Here is a 14674-nt window from a genome sequence, read left to right as displayed (position 1 = left end):
GGGGGACGCTGCAAGTACGTCCATGTAAGCTCGGTCGCGCCATCCATGGCGCTCACGCCCCCGCAACCGGACCCACCCCGCCTTCGAGAGTTTCCCGGTGGCGGTTGGTACATCCATGCCATGCGTGAATGAATCTCCATCGAGATCGAATATTTCGACAATTGATCGAAATGCATCCACGCATGGCGTGGATCTACCGTGTCGACCAAGGTCGACACCCACCAAGGGCAGGCCATGCCGTTCCGACAGATCGCGAAATCTGTCGAAGGCGGGGTGGGTCCGGTTGCGGGGTGTCAGCCGCATGGATGCGGCTGCCAAGCCCCCATGGACGGGTTCACGGCGTCCCCCGCAACCGGACCCACCCCGCCATCCCACAGGAAGCCAGCTGTTGCTGTTGAGGTTGCCGGCCAGCGGCCGGCACTACCGCTTCTGCGGGTGCAGGGCGCAGCCCTGCCGAACCACCCTTTACCTGGCCTGCTCGCAGAACTTCTGCCGATACTCCAGTGCCTTCGGCATCAACGCCTGCAGGTTCTGGATACGGGTGCCCGGGTTGGGGTGGGTCGAGGCGAACTCCGGCGGCGACTGGCCACCACCGGCCTGGCCCATGCGCTGCCACAGCGGCACCGCCTCGCGCGGGTCGAAGCACGCCGCGGCCGCCAGCATCAGGCCCACTTCATCGGCCTGCGTCTCGTGGCTGCGCGCGTACGGCAACAGATACCCATAGCCCATCGCCGACATCATCATCTGCTGCTGCTGCGCATCCATGCCACTGGCGGCGCCGGCTACCTGGCCGATCTGGGTCAGCTTCTGCTGGGCCATGCGCTGTGCACCATGGCGCAGCAATGCGTGGGCGATCTCATGGCCCATCACCACCGCCATCGCATCGCGGGTGCGCGCCACCGGAATCAGCCCCGTGTAGACCGCCATCTTGCCACCGGGCAGGCAGAAAGCATTGGCCTGCTCGGACGGAATCACGTTCACTTCCCACTCGAATTCGCGTGCGAAGTGTGCCGGCTGCAGCCCGTGTTCCTGCGCCAGCGCGGTTTCGACCACGTCCACCTTGGCGATCAGTCGCTCGGCAATCGCCCGGACATCCCGCGAGACCTGTTCATTCGGGCCCAAAGGGCGCTCCTGCGACAGGATCTGCTGGTAGGCCTGCAGGCCCAGTGCCTTCTCCTGGCTGGCGTCCAGGCTGCTGTCGATCAGCACCTTCTCGCCGGTATAGGGGTCGACCGCACGGTTGGAGAACCAGTAGAACGCCGCGTAGCCGGCGGCCAGCAGCAGCACCCACCAGCGGATGTTGCCGAACAGGCCACGCCGCTGCTGCGGCGAGCGGGAAAAAGGATCGTTGCGCATCGGCTGGTCTTCCGGCTGACCCCGCCGGCCGGCGGGTACGGCGCAATCTTAGTGCGGCGCTGCCTGCGGCGGGTGAAACCGGCGCCGATCCAGTCGTGCCCGTCAGATCCCTCGCACCAGTCGGAAGCCGATGCGCGCATTGGTGGTATCCGAATCCTGCGATTGCCGCCACGCCGCCCGGGTCTGCTCCGGCGCGTTGGCCCAGTTGCCACCCCGGATCACCCGTGAACGGCAGCCCGGGTTGAACCACGCCACACCATCAGCCGGCGCGCGCCGATAGCTGGCATGCCAGCAATCGGCCACCCACTCGCTCAGATTGCCGCCCATGTCATGCAGCCCGAAGGCGTTGGCCTGGAAACTGGCGACCGGGGCCGGTCCCCACCAACCATCGCCATAGCCGACGAAGGCGTTGTGCCAGTGCCTGCCCGAAGGCGAAACATCCTTGCTGCCGGTGTAATTGCCACTGCCTTCCGGTGGCAGCCCGGCATCGCCCCACGGGTAGCGGCCACTGCTGCCGGCACGCATCGCGTACTCGAACTCGGCCTCGCTGGGCAGGCGGTAGCTGCGGCCGGTCTGTTCGGACAGCCAGTTCGCGTAGTTCTCGGCATCACGAACGCTCACGTGCATCACCGGCGAATTGCCCAGTGCCCGCCCGCCGTCATAGTCGGACCGCCAGTCCACACCGCTGCGACGGATGAAATTGCCGCTGCGCTCGTCATAGACCACCGAATGTCCACGCCGGGTCGCACGTGGGCGGGCATTGGTCGCCTTCACATAGCGCTCGAAGTCACCCACGGTGATCTCGGTGATCGCCATCGCGTACCCACGCTCGAAACGCACATAGTGCGATGGCCGCTCTGCGTCGGTTGCGCCCGGTTCGGTATCACTGGCGCCCATCTGGAATCCGCCATGCGGCACCACGATCATCTGCGGTCCACGGCCGCCATCACGCAGCGCATCGCTGAACACCTGCCCCGGCCGGAAGCTGCCGTAATGGGTGGCCAGTTCGATGCGTTCGCGCAACTGCGCCACCACCGCGTCGCCCGGCAAGGCAATGCGCAGCGCTTCGGCCAGCTTCTCGCGCGCGGGCTTCAGCCCCTGCGGGGTAGTCAGATCATGCAGGCCGCCATCGCGCAGCTGGACCAGTGCCGCTGCACGGATCTGCTCGATGCGCTCGAACGCATCAGCGATGGTCGGTGACGAGTCCCGCACCTTGCTGGCTTCTGCCAACCACGCGCCGGCACTGGCGAAATCGCGGATACGCGCGGCATCCTCGGCACGCCGGATCAGCCCACTTTCCGCAGCTGCCAGGCCCTGCCGCGCGCGACGATTCGCCGGGTCCAGCGCAAGTGCCTCACGGAAGTTGCCAATCGCACCATCCCCCGCTTCGCCGATACGGTCGGCACGCAGATCGTCTTCGCCCGCGCGGTTGTAGGCGACCACACGCTGCGCGGTCTCGACCCGCCCCTGCAGCGCGCGCACCTTCTCGTCCTTCGGCGCCAGGGTCAGCAGCACCAGCGCCTGGCGCCCGGCTTCGGCCAGCGCCTCACGCTGCTGCAATGGCCGCTGCAACAAGGCATCGGCCTGCTGCTGCAGCTTCTGTTTCGCGCGTTGCAGGCCCAGGCGCGCCTGCCGATCGTCGGGTTCCTCCTCCTGCACTGCCAGCCACAGGGGCACGGCCGCATCGCCATCTTCATACAGATTCCCCCGCGCGAATGCCTGGTCGGCAGCCCGGCGCAGCTGTGCCAGCGTACGTCCCTGGCGATCGACCCGCGGCGGCGTCCACTGCTGGATGTCCTCGGCCGCGTCGTCACCGGCAATGGTCACCGTGCCCCGCCCGGTACCACGCGCCGGACCGGCCTCTGGTACGGGATCGGCCGGCTGGGCTGCGGTGGCACCGGCGGTCTGCGCAGGGGGCGACGGCGTGCAACCGGCCAGGCTCACGGCCAAGGCGGTAAACAGCGCGGGCGACAGCAGAAAACGCAAGCAGGGCCTCCTTCGGCACGGATGCGGACCGACGTTAGGCTATTCTCCCCTGCCTGAGCAAACCCGAGTAGTAGGCCCTGACACGTGGCAACCTGGATCACCACCCCCGCCGAGCTGGACACATACCGCCAGCAGCGGCCGACCCGCATCGGCCTGGATACCGAATTCATCCGTGAACGCACCTTCTGGCCACAGCTGGCGCTGGTGCAGATGGCCGTCGGCGAGGACATCCTGCTGATCGACCCGTTGATTCCCGGCATGCCCGAGGCCTTGGCGCCGTGGCTGGCCGATGAATCCATCACCAAGGTGATGCATAGCGCCAGCGAAGACCTGGTGGCGTTCAAGTGGACCTGTGGCGTGCTGCCGCGTCCGTTGTTCGACACCCAGATCGGCGCCGCGCTGGCTGGCATCGGTGCTGGCATGGGCTACCAGAAGCTGGTGCAGGAGATCACCGGCGTGGCACTGGAAAAGGGCGAAACCCGCTCTGACTGGATGCGCAGGCCGTTGTCGGACTCCCAGCTGAAGTACGCCGCCGACGACGTCGAGCATCTGTTCGCGATGCACGACGCCATCTCCGCCAAGCTGGAAACGCTGGGGCGCCAGCAGTGGCTGCACGACGATGGCGAGCGGCTGCTGGCCAGCGTGGCAAATGACGAAGACCGCTGGCCCCACCTGGGCATGCGCTCGGCGCAGTTCCTGGACGCGCCCGCGCAGCGCCGCCTGCTGCGCCTGCTGCGTTGGCGCGACATGCAGGCGCGCGCCAGCGACCGCCCGCGCAGCTGGATCCTGGACAACGAACTGGCCGCCACCCTGGCACGCACCCCGCCAGCCGATGCCGCTGCAGTGAGCAAGCTGTTCGAACAGTTCCCGAAGGCGCCGCGCAAGCTGGCCGCTGCGGTATGGCAGGCGCTGGACACGCCGCTGGCCGACGAAGCCGATGCGCCGTTGGCGATGCAGGCCAGCGATGCCAGCAAGCAGCTGCTGAAGAAGCTGCAGGATGCGGTGGCCGAACGCAGCCGCGAGCTCGGCCTGGCCGACGGCGTGCTGGCCTCACGCAAGCATCTGGAAAGCTATCTGGAGCACCAGCAGTGGCCGGCTGCACTGGCCGGCTGGCGCCAGCAGGAACTGGAGCCGCGGTTGCAAGCGTTGTTGCCCGCAGTCTGAGGAACCGGGCGGACAACGAAAAACGGCGCTCGATGAGCGCCGTTTTCGATACTCCAACCGGTAGTGCTTACCAGTTCATGTTCAGCGAAACACCCACGGTGCGCGGTTCGTTGTAGACCGCGGCCATGTAGTTCTCGATCACACCCTTGAGGTTCTTCTCGTTGGTGATGTTGCGCGCGAACAGCGCCACTTCGTAGGCACCGTAGTTGCCCGAATAGCCGATCTTCAGACCACCCTCGAAATCACCCTTGGAGTTGAACTCCTTGCTGTCGTACAGCACGAAGCTGGTGTAGCCCTGCTTGTTCCAGTCGGTGGACACGAACATCGTGGCCGCGTCGCTGACCGGGAAGTCGTAGCGCGCTGCCAGGTTGATGTTGTACTTCGGTGCGTTCGGCAGCGGGTTGCCATCGATCTGCGCGAAGGTGTTGGCACCGACCTTGATGGTCGGATCGTTCACCGTGCACACCACCTGGCCGTTCAGGCCGCAGACCTGCGCGTAGACGCGCTTGTCCTTGATCTCGCTGTGCAGCAGGCTCAGGCCGGCGCTCAGGGTCAGGTTCTGGATCGGGCGCAGCTCCATGTCCGCTTCGAAGCCGTAGGCCTTGGCCTTGTCGGCGTTGAACAGCACGCCGTTGCCGTCCGAATCGTTGCCGTTGAGCTGGATGTCGTTGACGGTGTAGGTGAACGCGGTGGCGTTCAGGCGCAGGCGGTTGTCCCACAGGCTGCTCTTCACGCCCGCTTCCCAGGACAGGATCGTTTCCGAATCGGCGGTGGTGAAGTCGGCATTGAACACCGCCGAACGGCCCTGGATGGTCGGGCCACGGAAGCCGCGGGCGACCTTCGCATAGACGCTCACGTCCGGGGTGATCTGATACATCGCGCTCAGATCCCAGCTCGGGGTGGTGTCGGTCATCTTGACGTCGGTGCGGCCCTTGTAGGTGACCAGGCCGGCAGCGGTATCGGCCGTCTTCAGCAGGCGGGTGTGCTTCTCATCGCGGGTCTGGCGCAGGCCGGCGGTGACGGTGAACTTGTCGGTGAAGGCGTAGCTGAGCTGGCCGAAACCGGCCCAGGAGGTGTTCTTGTTGCGCAGGCGCACCCAGTTGTTCGGGTTGCGCGCAGCGCCCTTCAGGAACCAGGCGCGCTGGTAGAAGTCGGTGGTGTCGCTGCCGTTGAAGTAGAACGCACCGGCCTGCCACTGCAGGGCGCTGTCGTCATGGCTGGCCAGGCGGAACTCCTGGGTCCACTGGTCCAGGTCACGGATCTGGCCCATCGACTGGCCGTAGCCGTTCGGCACGCCATTGACCGGGAAGTTGACCGCAGCGCCGCCGTCGGTGTCACCGCGGCTGTAGCCGGAAGTGGTCTCGTAAGCGGTGATCGAGGTGAAGTCGATCGCGCCGAAGTCATAACGCGCCTTCACCGAACCACCGTAGGTCTTGTACGCCTGCGGGTTGTTGTCGGCCTCGTCGTAGGCGACCTGGTCACGCGGCACGTCGGTCTTGTTCGAGCCCTTGGTCAGTGCGTTGCGCAGGAACAGGGTCGAGGTGCCTTCGTAGTCGCGGGCGTGGGCCGAAGCAAGGATCGAGAACTCGTCGCTGGGGGTCAGCAGCAGCTGCGCACGCACGTTGCGGTCGTCGAAGCCGCCCATGGCGTTCTTCTTCGGGCTGACCGTGCCGTCGGCGCTGGGGCCGGTGTAGGTGTTGTCGACGTAGTCGTCGCGGTGCTGGTACAGCGCCGACACGCGGAACGAAGCGATGTCGTTGATCGGGCCGCCGAAGCCACCGTCGATCGACACGCTGTTGTAGGAGGCATAGCTGGCGCTGACGCGACCGCTGTAGTCCTGGGTCGGCTTGAGGGTGTCGAACTTGACGATGCCGGCGGTGGTGTTGCGGCCGAACAGCGAGCCCTGCGGACCGCGCAGCACTTCCACCTGGTCCACGTCATAGACCGGGTTGGACTTCAGCACCACGTGCTCCAGCACGACGTCGTCCTGGATGATCGACACCGGCTGCGAGGCACCGAGGTAGAAATCGATGTTGCCCAGGCCGCGGATGTAGAAGCGCGGGAAGATGCGGCCGGTGGTGGTTTCCGCATACAGGCTCGGCACGCGGCCGGACAGCGCCAGCAGGGTGTCGTCGCCGCCGGCGGTGAAGTCGCGCATGCGCTCGCCCTGCACCACGCCTACCGACACCGGCACTTCCTGCAGGTTCTGCTCGCGGTGCTCGGCGGTCACGGTGATGGTGTCCAGCCCGGTCGGGGTCGGTGCACTGTCCTGCGCGGCAGCACCGAAGCTGGCAGCCAGCGCCAGGCCTGCACAGGCCAGGGCCAGCGGATGGCGACGGAAGGAAACGAAGGAGGACGACATGCCCGACGAACGGCGGGAATCGGAATGGGAAGGCATCGAAAGCTCTGAGGAGGCGTCCGTGCGGCCTGCGCTGACCGGGCGGCAAATAGGAGGAAAACTGCGCAAGCCGCCATTATCCTCCAAATTGTTACAATTTCGTTGCGCCGCTAGGCAGCAGGGGGATCAGGCCGTTTTCGGCACAGTCCCGCCTCAGCCGTGCTGCGGTAACGGCGCCAGCGCGACCTCGACCATCGCCAGCAGGCGTTCGCGACTGATGCCGTCTCGCGCCTGCACCGAGATGCCATGCAGCACCGTGGCGAAATGATCGCCCAGCGCCTGCACCGACAGATCGGCGGCCAGCTCGCCAGCCGCCTGCGCCTGCTGCAGCCGCGCGATGATCGCTGCCGTGCGCTGGCGGCGGTGGCCGGCCAGCCAGTCGCGTACGCCCTCGCCATCCGGTGACACGCTGCTGGCCGAGGACACTACCAGGCAGCCATGCGGACGACCGCGACGGGTGTAGGTCAACACGGCATCCCGCAGCATGCTGCCGATCGCATCGCGCAGTGACGCCTGCTCCAGCGCGCGCGGCGCGAAGCCGCCCTCGCCTTCCTCGTACAGCGCCACCGCTTCGCGGAACAGCTGCTCCTTGCTGCCGAACGCGGCGTAGATGCGCGCCGAGGCAATGCCAAGCGCTTCGACCAGGGCCGACATCGAGGTGCCCTCATAGCCGTGCTGCCAGAACAGCAGCATCGCCTTGCGCAATGCCTGGTCCCTGTCGAATTCGCGCGGTCGCCCTGCCATCTGCCTGCCTGCCGTTCTGAGGCGCGCAGTGTAACGCGGGTGTTGACCATCCCGATGCACGCGCCTATTCTTTGTCGACCGACAAACAATTGGAGCAACACATGCAAACCCTCAAAGGCCCCAGCCTGCATCTGGCGCAGTTCGCTGGCGACCAGGCGCCGTTCGACAGCCTGTCCGGCATCGCCGCCTGGGCAGCCGGTCATGGTTTCAAGGCGCTGCAGATTCCGGCATGGGACGCGCGCCTGTTCGACCTGGCCACCGCCGCCGACAGCCAGGACTACTGCGATGACCTGCGTGGCACCCTGGCCGAGCACGGCCTGCAGGTCAGCGAGCTGACCACCCACATCCTGGGCCAGCTGGTGGCGGTGCATCCGGCCTACGATGAGCTGTGCGATGGTTTCGCACCGGAAGCACTGCGCGGCAATCCGCAGGCACGCAGCGAATGGGCACAGCAGCAGCTGCATCTGGCCGCCCGCGCCTCGCGCCGGCTCGGGCTGCAGGACATGGGCACCTTCTCCGGCTCATTCGCCTGGCCCTACCTGTTCCCCTTCCCGCAGCGTCCGCCAGGCCTGATCGATGCCGCATTCGATGAGCTGGCACGCCGCTGGCGGCCGATCCTCGATACCTGCGGGGACAACGGCATCAACCTCTGCTACGAAATCCATCCCAGCGAAGACCTGCACGATGGCACCAGCTTCGAACGCTTCTTCGAGCGTGTTGGCCAGCACGAGCGCTGCCGCATCCTGTTCGATCCCAGCCACTTCGTGCTGCAGCAGCTGGATTACCTGCAGTTCCTGGACATCTACCATCCGCTGATCCGCATGTTCCACGTCAAGGATGCGGAGTTCCGTCCCAATGGTCGCCAGGGCATCTACGGTGGCTACGCCGACTGGACCGAACGCGCAGGCCGCTTCCGCTCGCTGGGCGACGGCCAGGTCGATTTCAAGTCGATCTTCTCCAAGTTGGCGCAGTACGACTACGCCGGCTGGGCAACGCTGGAATGGGAGTGCTGCCTGAAGGACCAGGAAGCCGGTGCGCGCGAAGGTGCCGCCTTCATCCGCGACCACATCATCCCGGTCACCGACAAGATCTTCGACGACTTCGCCGGCGCGCCGATCAGCAGCGCCCAGCTGCAGCACATGCTCGGCATCGCCTGAGCCCCCACAGGAACATCCCCATGACGAATTTTTCCACCGCTGGTACCCCCGGCGACGACACCGTGCGCCACCACTACCTGCGCATCGACGGCCAGCGCGTGCATTGCGTCTCCGCCGGCAGCGGTCAACCGGTGCTGTTGATTCCCGGCTGGCCGCAGACCTGGTACGCCTGGCGCCACGTGCTGCATGCCCTGGCCGAGGCCGGCTTCGAAGCGATCGCGGTCGACCCGCCCGGCATCGGCGAATCCGATCGTCCCGCGCACGGCTACGACACCGGCAGCGCCGCCGCAGTACTGCACCAGACCATGCAGGCGCTGGGCCACGAGCGCTATCAGGTGGTCGGCCATGACATCGGCATGTGGATCGCCTATGCATTGGCCAGCGACCAGCCGCAGGCGGTGCAGCGCCTGGCCGTGACCGAGGCGGTGATTCCCGGGCTGGCACCCGAGCCGGGCATCTTCGCCGCGCCGGCCGACAACATCTTCCTGTGGCACTTCATGTTCAACCAGGTGGCCGATCTGCCCGAGGCCCTCATCACCGGTCGCGAACGTGCCTACCTGGACTTCATGTTCGACCGCTGGTCGTACCGGCGCGATGCGGTGGCCAGCGAAACCTACATCGCCGCCTACAGCCGCCCCGGCGCGTTGCGTGCAGGCTTTGCCTGGTACCGTGCGATTCCGGAAACCATCCGCCAGAACCAGCTCCGCGCACAACGCCGGTTGACGATGCCGGTGCTGGCCATCGGCGCCGAGCACGCCACCGGCAATGCCCCCATGCTGACCCTGCAGCCGCACGCCGATGACCTGCGCGGCAGCGTCGTGCCGGGGTGTGGCCACTTCATCATGGAAGAGGCACCGGACGCCTTCCTCGCCCAGCTGCTGCCGTTCCTGCAGGAGGCTGACCATGCCGCTTGAACCTGCATTGCAGTCTTTCGTCGATGCGGTGGCGGCGCAACCGCTGCCAGACGATCTGCTGGAACTGCGCGCACTGAGCGAGCAGGCGCTGCCCACGCTGCAGGGTGCCACCGAGGCGGTATCGCATGTCGTGGAGCACGTCATCAGCGCGCGCGACGGTTATGCGCTGGTCGTGCGCCTGTATACGCCCGCAGCCAACGGCACCGAGCTGCGCCCTGCCCTGTTGTTCGCCCACGGCGGTGGTTGGTTCCAGTGCTCGCTGGCGGTCTATGACGGCCCCTGCCGGGCCCTGGCCAATGCCAGCGGCCATGTCGTCGCTGCCGTCGGCTATCGCCTGGCGCCGGAGCATCCGTTCCCGACGCCGCTGCACGACGTCGCCGATGCCTGGCTGTGGCTGCAGGCCCATGCCACCGCGCTGGGTCTTGATCCGGCACGGTTGGTCATCGGCGGCGACAGCGCCGGCGGCAATCTCGCCGCCGCGTGCTGCCTGCTGCTGCGCGATCAGGGACTGCCGTTGCCATCGCATCAACTGCTGCTGTACCCGGCACTGGATGCCACCATGGCCAGCGGCTCCTACCGCGAGTTCGCCGACGGCTACTACCTCAGCGCCGGACTGATGCAGCGCTGCTGGCAGGCCTACCTCGGCGACAGTGACCGCCGACAGGCGCTGGCTTCGCCCCTGCACGCCCGCGATCTGCGTGGCCTGCCGGCGGCCACGGTGCTGAGCTGTGAGTTCGATCCGCTGCGCGACGAAGCTGAACAGTACGCCGCCAACCTGCGGGAAGCGGGTGTGGACTGCACGCTGGAGCGCCTGCCGGGGATGATCCACGCCTGCATCCACCTGCATGGTGTCTCGGCGGCGACCGACATCGCGATCCAGCGCGCGGCGGCCCTGCTGCCCTGAGCCAGGCCTGCAGCGGCGCAGAGCACCTGCGCCGCTGTGTCCGGCCCGCCCCTTTGCAGCCGGCACCGGCCAGCGCTATGCTAGGGTCGTCACGTGGCGCCAGCTCCGCTGCCCACGGGATGCAACACCCCAATGGGGCCATAGCTCAGCTGGGAGAGCGCGTCGTTCGCAATGACGAGGTCAGGAGTTCGATCCTCCTTGGCTCCACCATATGAAAAACAGAAAGCCCCGGCACTGCCGGGGCTTTCTTTTTTGGCCAGCCGCTCAGGCCGGCTCCTGCCCGCCGTCCTTGCGCACGGGTGCACGCGAATGTGCATCGCGCACCTTCTGGTCCTGCTGGCCGGGACGCTGCTTGGCCACTTCATCCTGCTGCTTGTCCTGCCGGCTTTCCTGCACGCCCTGCTTGGGGTCAGCCTGGTCCTTGTCGCGCTCGCTCATCGAAAGCTCCGTCATCGGTGGGGGACCGATGCTCCCGGCCACGCTAGAGCGTGGGGCGTGAGCCGCAGGTCAGTCCGGCGCCAACACCGTGTGCAGCCTCGGCCTTGCGACCGCAATCGGCTCCCCCCCAGAATCAGAAAGCCTCATGTTTATCGGAATATGCCATGCCCTCTCGTGCGCAGTCCGCTTCGCCAGCAGCGCCAATGACCATCGACGCCGCCGATGGACGCATCCAGATCGGCAACCTGCCGACCCGGATCGGCCCCGCGCTGTCACTGGACCAGGCGCGCATCGCGTTTGCCGCGTGGATCCAAGGCGAACGCGACGTCGGCACAGGCTATCTGTGGCTAAGCCTGCAGGGGCTGAGCCTGGGCGGCGCCCGCGCAGGCATCAGCCTGTGCTTCCGCGGCCAGCAACTGGACATGGTGACGATGGGCGTCGAACTGCCTGGTGCAGAGCTGCAGGAGGGCTGGCCGACCCAGGCGGCCATCGACGCCGAGGTCGCCTTCATGAAGCGCACGCTCGGCGCGGCACTGGGGCGGACGCTGGCAGGCGGGCACGCCCGCTTCGACTGGGGCGAGGCCTGGGCCGGTTTCGATCCGAAGGGGTTCATGGCCAGCAGCGGCATCCGCTACCGCCCACGCCGGTGAGCATGCTCAGGTGCGGGTAATCGACACTCCTCCCTCGACACGCATCGCGCTGCCAGTGACGAAACTGCTTTCATCGCTGGCCAGGAACAACGCCGCGTTGGCGATCTCTTCCGGCTCAGCCATGCGCTTGAGGGCGTGCAGCGAGCGCACGAAATCACGCGCATCGCCCGTGGGCGCGGCCTGCCGGCCCATTTCGGTGTCGGTGCCACCGGGCAGCAGCACGTTGCTGCGTACGCCGCGCGCACCGTACTCGGCGGCGATCACCTGGCTCAGGCCGATCAGCCCGGCCTTGCTCGCTGCATAGGCCGCCATGCCCGGGAATCCCACGGTGTGGCCGACGAACGTGCCGACGAACACCAGCGAGCCACCGCCGCGTGCCAGCAATGCCGGCAACTGCGCGCGCGCCGCATGGAAAGCGGCATCCAGGTTGGTGGCCACCACCTCGCGCCAGGCATCGGCAGGGAGCTCTGCGGTGGGCAGGCTGGGGCCGAGCATGCCGGCGTTGTTGATGGCGGCATCCAATCCGCCAAATGACTGTTGGGCCAGATCGACCAGCACCTGCGCGGTGGTAGCATCGGCCACGTCACCCGCATGCACGGCCACTTCGCCGCCGCTTGCGCGGATCTGCGCAGCCAGTTCATGAAGCGGCTGTGGGCGCCGCGCATTGAGGACCAGTCGCGCGCCCTCAGCAGCGAAACGCAGCGCGCTGGCGCGGCCAATGCCGGCGCTGGCGCCGGTGATGAGGATGATCTTGTCGTGCAGCCGCATGGATGTGCTCCGGGTTGGGATATGCCCGCAACCATGCGCCTGCACGGCCACGCCGACACTCCGTTTCCAGACCCGGCCGGTGGGTGCAGGAAACGGAGTTTCCACTGCCCTGGTGCATGCCAGAATCACGACATGGACAGCACCGCCGATATCGATCTGGATGCCCGTATTGAACGGGTCTGCCGTCATCTGCAGGCCAGCGTTGACGAACCGTCGCTGCAGGAACTGGCCGACATCGCCGGCTGCAGCCCGTCCCGCCTGCATCGCCTGTTCAAGCAAGCCACCGGCGTGACCCCGAAGCAGTACGCCACTGCCCTGCGCGCCGACCGCCTGCGCGAAGGGCTGCAACGCCAGGACCGGATCACCGATGCCTTCCACGAGGCGGGATTCGGTTCCAGCGGACGCTTCTACGAAAATGCCCCCCGCCTGTTGGGGATGACACCCAAGCGCTGGCGCGCGGGCGGCGGCGGCGAGGTCATCCGATTCGCGATTGCACAGAGCACGCTGGGCAGCGTACTGGTGGCAAGCAGCAGCACCGGCGTGGTCGCGATCCTGCTGGGCGATGATCCAGAAGCGTTGCTGTACTCCCTGCAGCAGCGCTTTCGGCAAGCTGAACTGGTGGGTGCCGATCGGGGCTACGAACACCTCATCGCCCAGGTCATCGGCCTGGTCGAAGAGCCTGCGCGCGGCATCACGCTGGCACTGGATATCCGTGGCACCGCCTTCCAGCAGCGGGTATGGCAGGCACTGCAGCGCATTCCGCACGGGCAGACTGCGTCCTACGCCGACATCGCAGCGCGGATCGGCGCGCCGCGTGCCAGTCGTGCGGTAGCCCGCGCCTGTGCCAGCAATCCTCTCGCAGTGGCGGTGCCCTGCCACCGCGTGGTGCGGCGCGACGGAGATCTGTCCGGCTATGCCTGGGGCGTGGAACGCAAGCGCGAACTGCTGCGGCGGGAAAAGATGACCCGTCGCTGACGCGGTCGCTCAATCCAGCTTCACCACCAGCTTGCCGAAGTTGCGCCCCTGCAGCAGGCCGAAGAAGGCTTCGGGTGCATTTTCCAGGCCCTGCACGACGTCCTCGCGATACTGGATGCGTCCATCGCGCAGCCACTGCGGCATGTCGCGCTCGAAATCGGGCCACAGATGCTTGAAGTCATGCACGATGAAGCCACGCACGGTCAGGCGCTGGCGCAGGATCTGGCTGAACAGCGCCGGCAGCCGGTCCGGTCCAGGCTGCGCGACGCCGCGGGCGTTGTAGGTGGCGATGGTGCCGCACACCGGAATGCGCGCGAAATCATTGAGCAGCGGCAGCACGGCATCGAGCACATGGCCACCCACGTTCTCGAAGTACACGTCGATGCCATCCGGCACGGCAGCGCGCAGCTGTTCGGCAAAACCAGAGGCGCGATGGTCCAGCGCCACGTCCACGCCCAGTGTTTCCAGATAGGCACGCTTGGCCTCACCGCCGGCGATGGCAACCACCCGCGCGCCCTGCAGCTTGGCCAACTGGGCCACGGTGGCGCCGACCGGTCCACTGGCAGCGGCCACCACCAGGGTCTCGCCGGGTTGCAGCTTGCCGATTTCGATCAGGCTGGAGTACGCGGTGAACCCCGGCATGCCGTACACGCCCAACGCTGTGCTCAGCGGCAGCCCGGCCGGATCCAGGTGCCGGCTGATCGCATCACCCGCCACCACGGCATGCGTCTGCCAGCCACCGGGGGCCAGCACCAGCTCGCCCACCGCCAGGCCAGGCGCCTGCGACTGCAGCACCTCGGCCACGGTCTGGCCCTCCATCACCGCATCCACTGCCACCGGCGGTGCGTACGACGGGCCATCGTCCATGCGTCCGCGCATGTACGGATCCAACGACAGGTAGCGGTTGCGCAGCAGCACCTGGCCTGGGGCCAATGCCGGCAGCGGCACCTGTTCGAGGCGGAAATTGGCGGCGACCGGCGCACCTTGCGGGCGCGAGGCAAGCACGATGCGGGTAGTTGAATCGGACATGTCCAATGGCTCTGCTGCGGGCAGCGTCGGGAGAGGAACCGCGACAGTACGCCGCGCCCTGCCCTCGTGGGTGCCATGAAAACAGCGTTCCATCGGTGCCTTCCCCACTCCGCCGCTGCATCGCTTGCCCCGTCACCTTTGGCGCCAGCGACGGGCCGCTGTTTTCCGCGTCCGGCATTCCCGGTCAGGCC

At 67.0% G+C, this 14674-nt stretch carries 13 protein-coding genes and 1 tRNA gene; 7 read left to right on the top strand and 7 right to left on the bottom strand.

Annotated elements, in window-relative coordinates:
• Positions 1–465 precede the first annotated feature (465 nt).
• Together AC3WTC_RS09610 and AC3WTC_RS09605 are read right to left on the bottom strand one after the other, a co-directional pair.
• Positions 466–1356: a M48 family metallopeptidase gene (locus tag AC3WTC_RS09610; RefSeq protein WP_492711332.1), complete on the bottom strand. Its 891-nt coding sequence runs from the start codon at positions 1354–1356 to the stop codon at positions 466–468.
• 102 nt (positions 1357–1458) lie between these two features.
• Entirely contained in the window at positions 1459–3342 is a 1884-nt protein-coding gene (locus AC3WTC_RS09605) for a formylglycine-generating enzyme family protein (RefSeq protein WP_492711331.1), read from the bottom strand.
• Positions 3343–3426: 84 nt separating this feature from the next.
• Between AC3WTC_RS09605 and rnd the strand changes: the two genes are divergently transcribed.
• Positions 3427–4506: a ribonuclease D gene (rnd, locus tag AC3WTC_RS09600; protein WP_492711330.1), complete on the top strand. Its 1080-nt coding sequence runs from the start codon at positions 3427–3429 to the stop codon at positions 4504–4506.
• Positions 4507–4573: 67 nt separating this feature from the next.
• Here the strand turns inward: rnd and AC3WTC_RS09595 are convergent, their stop codons facing one another.
• Entirely contained in the window at positions 4574–6904 is a 2331-nt protein-coding gene (locus tag AC3WTC_RS09595; RefSeq protein WP_312401862.1) for a TonB-dependent receptor, read from the bottom strand.
• Positions 6905–7057: 153 nt separating this feature from the next.
• A complete protein-coding gene (locus AC3WTC_RS09590; RefSeq protein ID WP_059064683.1) occupies positions 7058–7648 on the bottom strand; it encodes a TetR/AcrR family transcriptional regulator in 591 nt (196 codons plus the stop codon).
• Between the two features lie 101 nt (positions 7649–7749).
• On the opposite strand from AC3WTC_RS09590, the gene AC3WTC_RS09585 reads away from it, so the two are divergent.
• From AC3WTC_RS09585 to AC3WTC_RS09570, 4 genes are all read left to right on the top strand, one after another.
• Positions 7750–8805, top strand: a complete 1056-nt coding sequence (locus AC3WTC_RS09585) for a sugar phosphate isomerase/epimerase family protein (RefSeq protein ID WP_312401864.1) — start codon at positions 7750–7752, stop codon at positions 8803–8805.
• 20 nt (positions 8806–8825) lie between these two features.
• Positions 8826–9719, top strand: coding sequence for an alpha/beta fold hydrolase (locus AC3WTC_RS09580; RefSeq protein ID WP_218787764.1), 894 nt, complete (start codon positions 8826–8828; stop codon positions 9717–9719).
• Positions 9709–10623 carry an alpha/beta hydrolase gene (locus AC3WTC_RS09575; protein WP_492711329.1) on the top strand — a complete coding sequence of 305 codons (915 nt, stop codon included), beginning with the start codon at positions 9709–9711 and terminating at the stop codon, positions 10621–10623. The genes AC3WTC_RS09580 and AC3WTC_RS09575 overlap by 11 nt, the downstream gene beginning before the upstream one ends.
• 134 nt (positions 10624–10757) lie before the next feature.
• Positions 10758–10833: transfer RNA gene (locus AC3WTC_RS09570), tRNA-Ala, on the top strand.
• A gap of 54 nt (positions 10834–10887) precedes the next feature.
• On the opposite strand, the gene AC3WTC_RS09565 is transcribed toward AC3WTC_RS09570, so the two are convergent.
• The gene (locus AC3WTC_RS09565) at positions 10888–11061 is read right to left on the bottom strand and encodes a hypothetical protein (protein WP_492711328.1); all 174 of its coding nucleotides are present in this window, start codon (positions 11059–11061) and stop codon (positions 10888–10890) included.
• A 164-nt stretch (positions 11062–11225) separates the two neighbouring features.
• Here AC3WTC_RS09565 and AC3WTC_RS09560 point away from each other — a divergent pair, with 164 nt between their 5' ends.
• A complete protein-coding gene (locus tag AC3WTC_RS09560; RefSeq protein ID WP_025876349.1) occupies positions 11226–11711 on the top strand; it encodes a hypothetical protein in 486 nt (161 codons plus the stop codon).
• Between the two features lie 6 nt (positions 11712–11717).
• Here AC3WTC_RS09560 and AC3WTC_RS09555 read toward each other — a convergent pair whose 3' ends face one another.
• Positions 11718–12479, bottom strand: coding sequence for an SDR family oxidoreductase (locus tag AC3WTC_RS09555; protein ID WP_492711327.1), 762 nt, complete (start codon positions 12477–12479; stop codon positions 11718–11720).
• Positions 12480–12611: 132 nt separating this feature from the next.
• Between AC3WTC_RS09555 and AC3WTC_RS09550 the strand changes: the two genes are divergently transcribed.
• The gene (locus AC3WTC_RS09550) at positions 12612–13454 is read left to right on the top strand and encodes a bifunctional transcriptional activator/DNA repair enzyme AdaA (RefSeq protein WP_492711326.1); all 843 of its coding nucleotides are present in this window, start codon (positions 12612–12614) and stop codon (positions 13452–13454) included.
• A 9-nt stretch (positions 13455–13463) separates the two neighbouring features.
• Here AC3WTC_RS09550 and curA read toward each other — a convergent pair whose 3' ends face one another.
• On the bottom strand, positions 13464–14483 hold the full coding sequence (gene curA, locus AC3WTC_RS09545) for an NADPH-dependent curcumin/dihydrocurcumin reductase (RefSeq protein ID WP_492711325.1): 1020 nt from the start codon (positions 14481–14483) through the stop codon (positions 13464–13466).
• Positions 14484–14674: the final 191 nt, after the last annotated feature.

This window comes from Stenotrophomonas sp. FW305-C-20-S1, from assembly GCF_058783335.1.
Note: the sequence above shows the minus strand (reverse complement) of the source record. Positions and strands in the feature narration are given on the sequence as shown.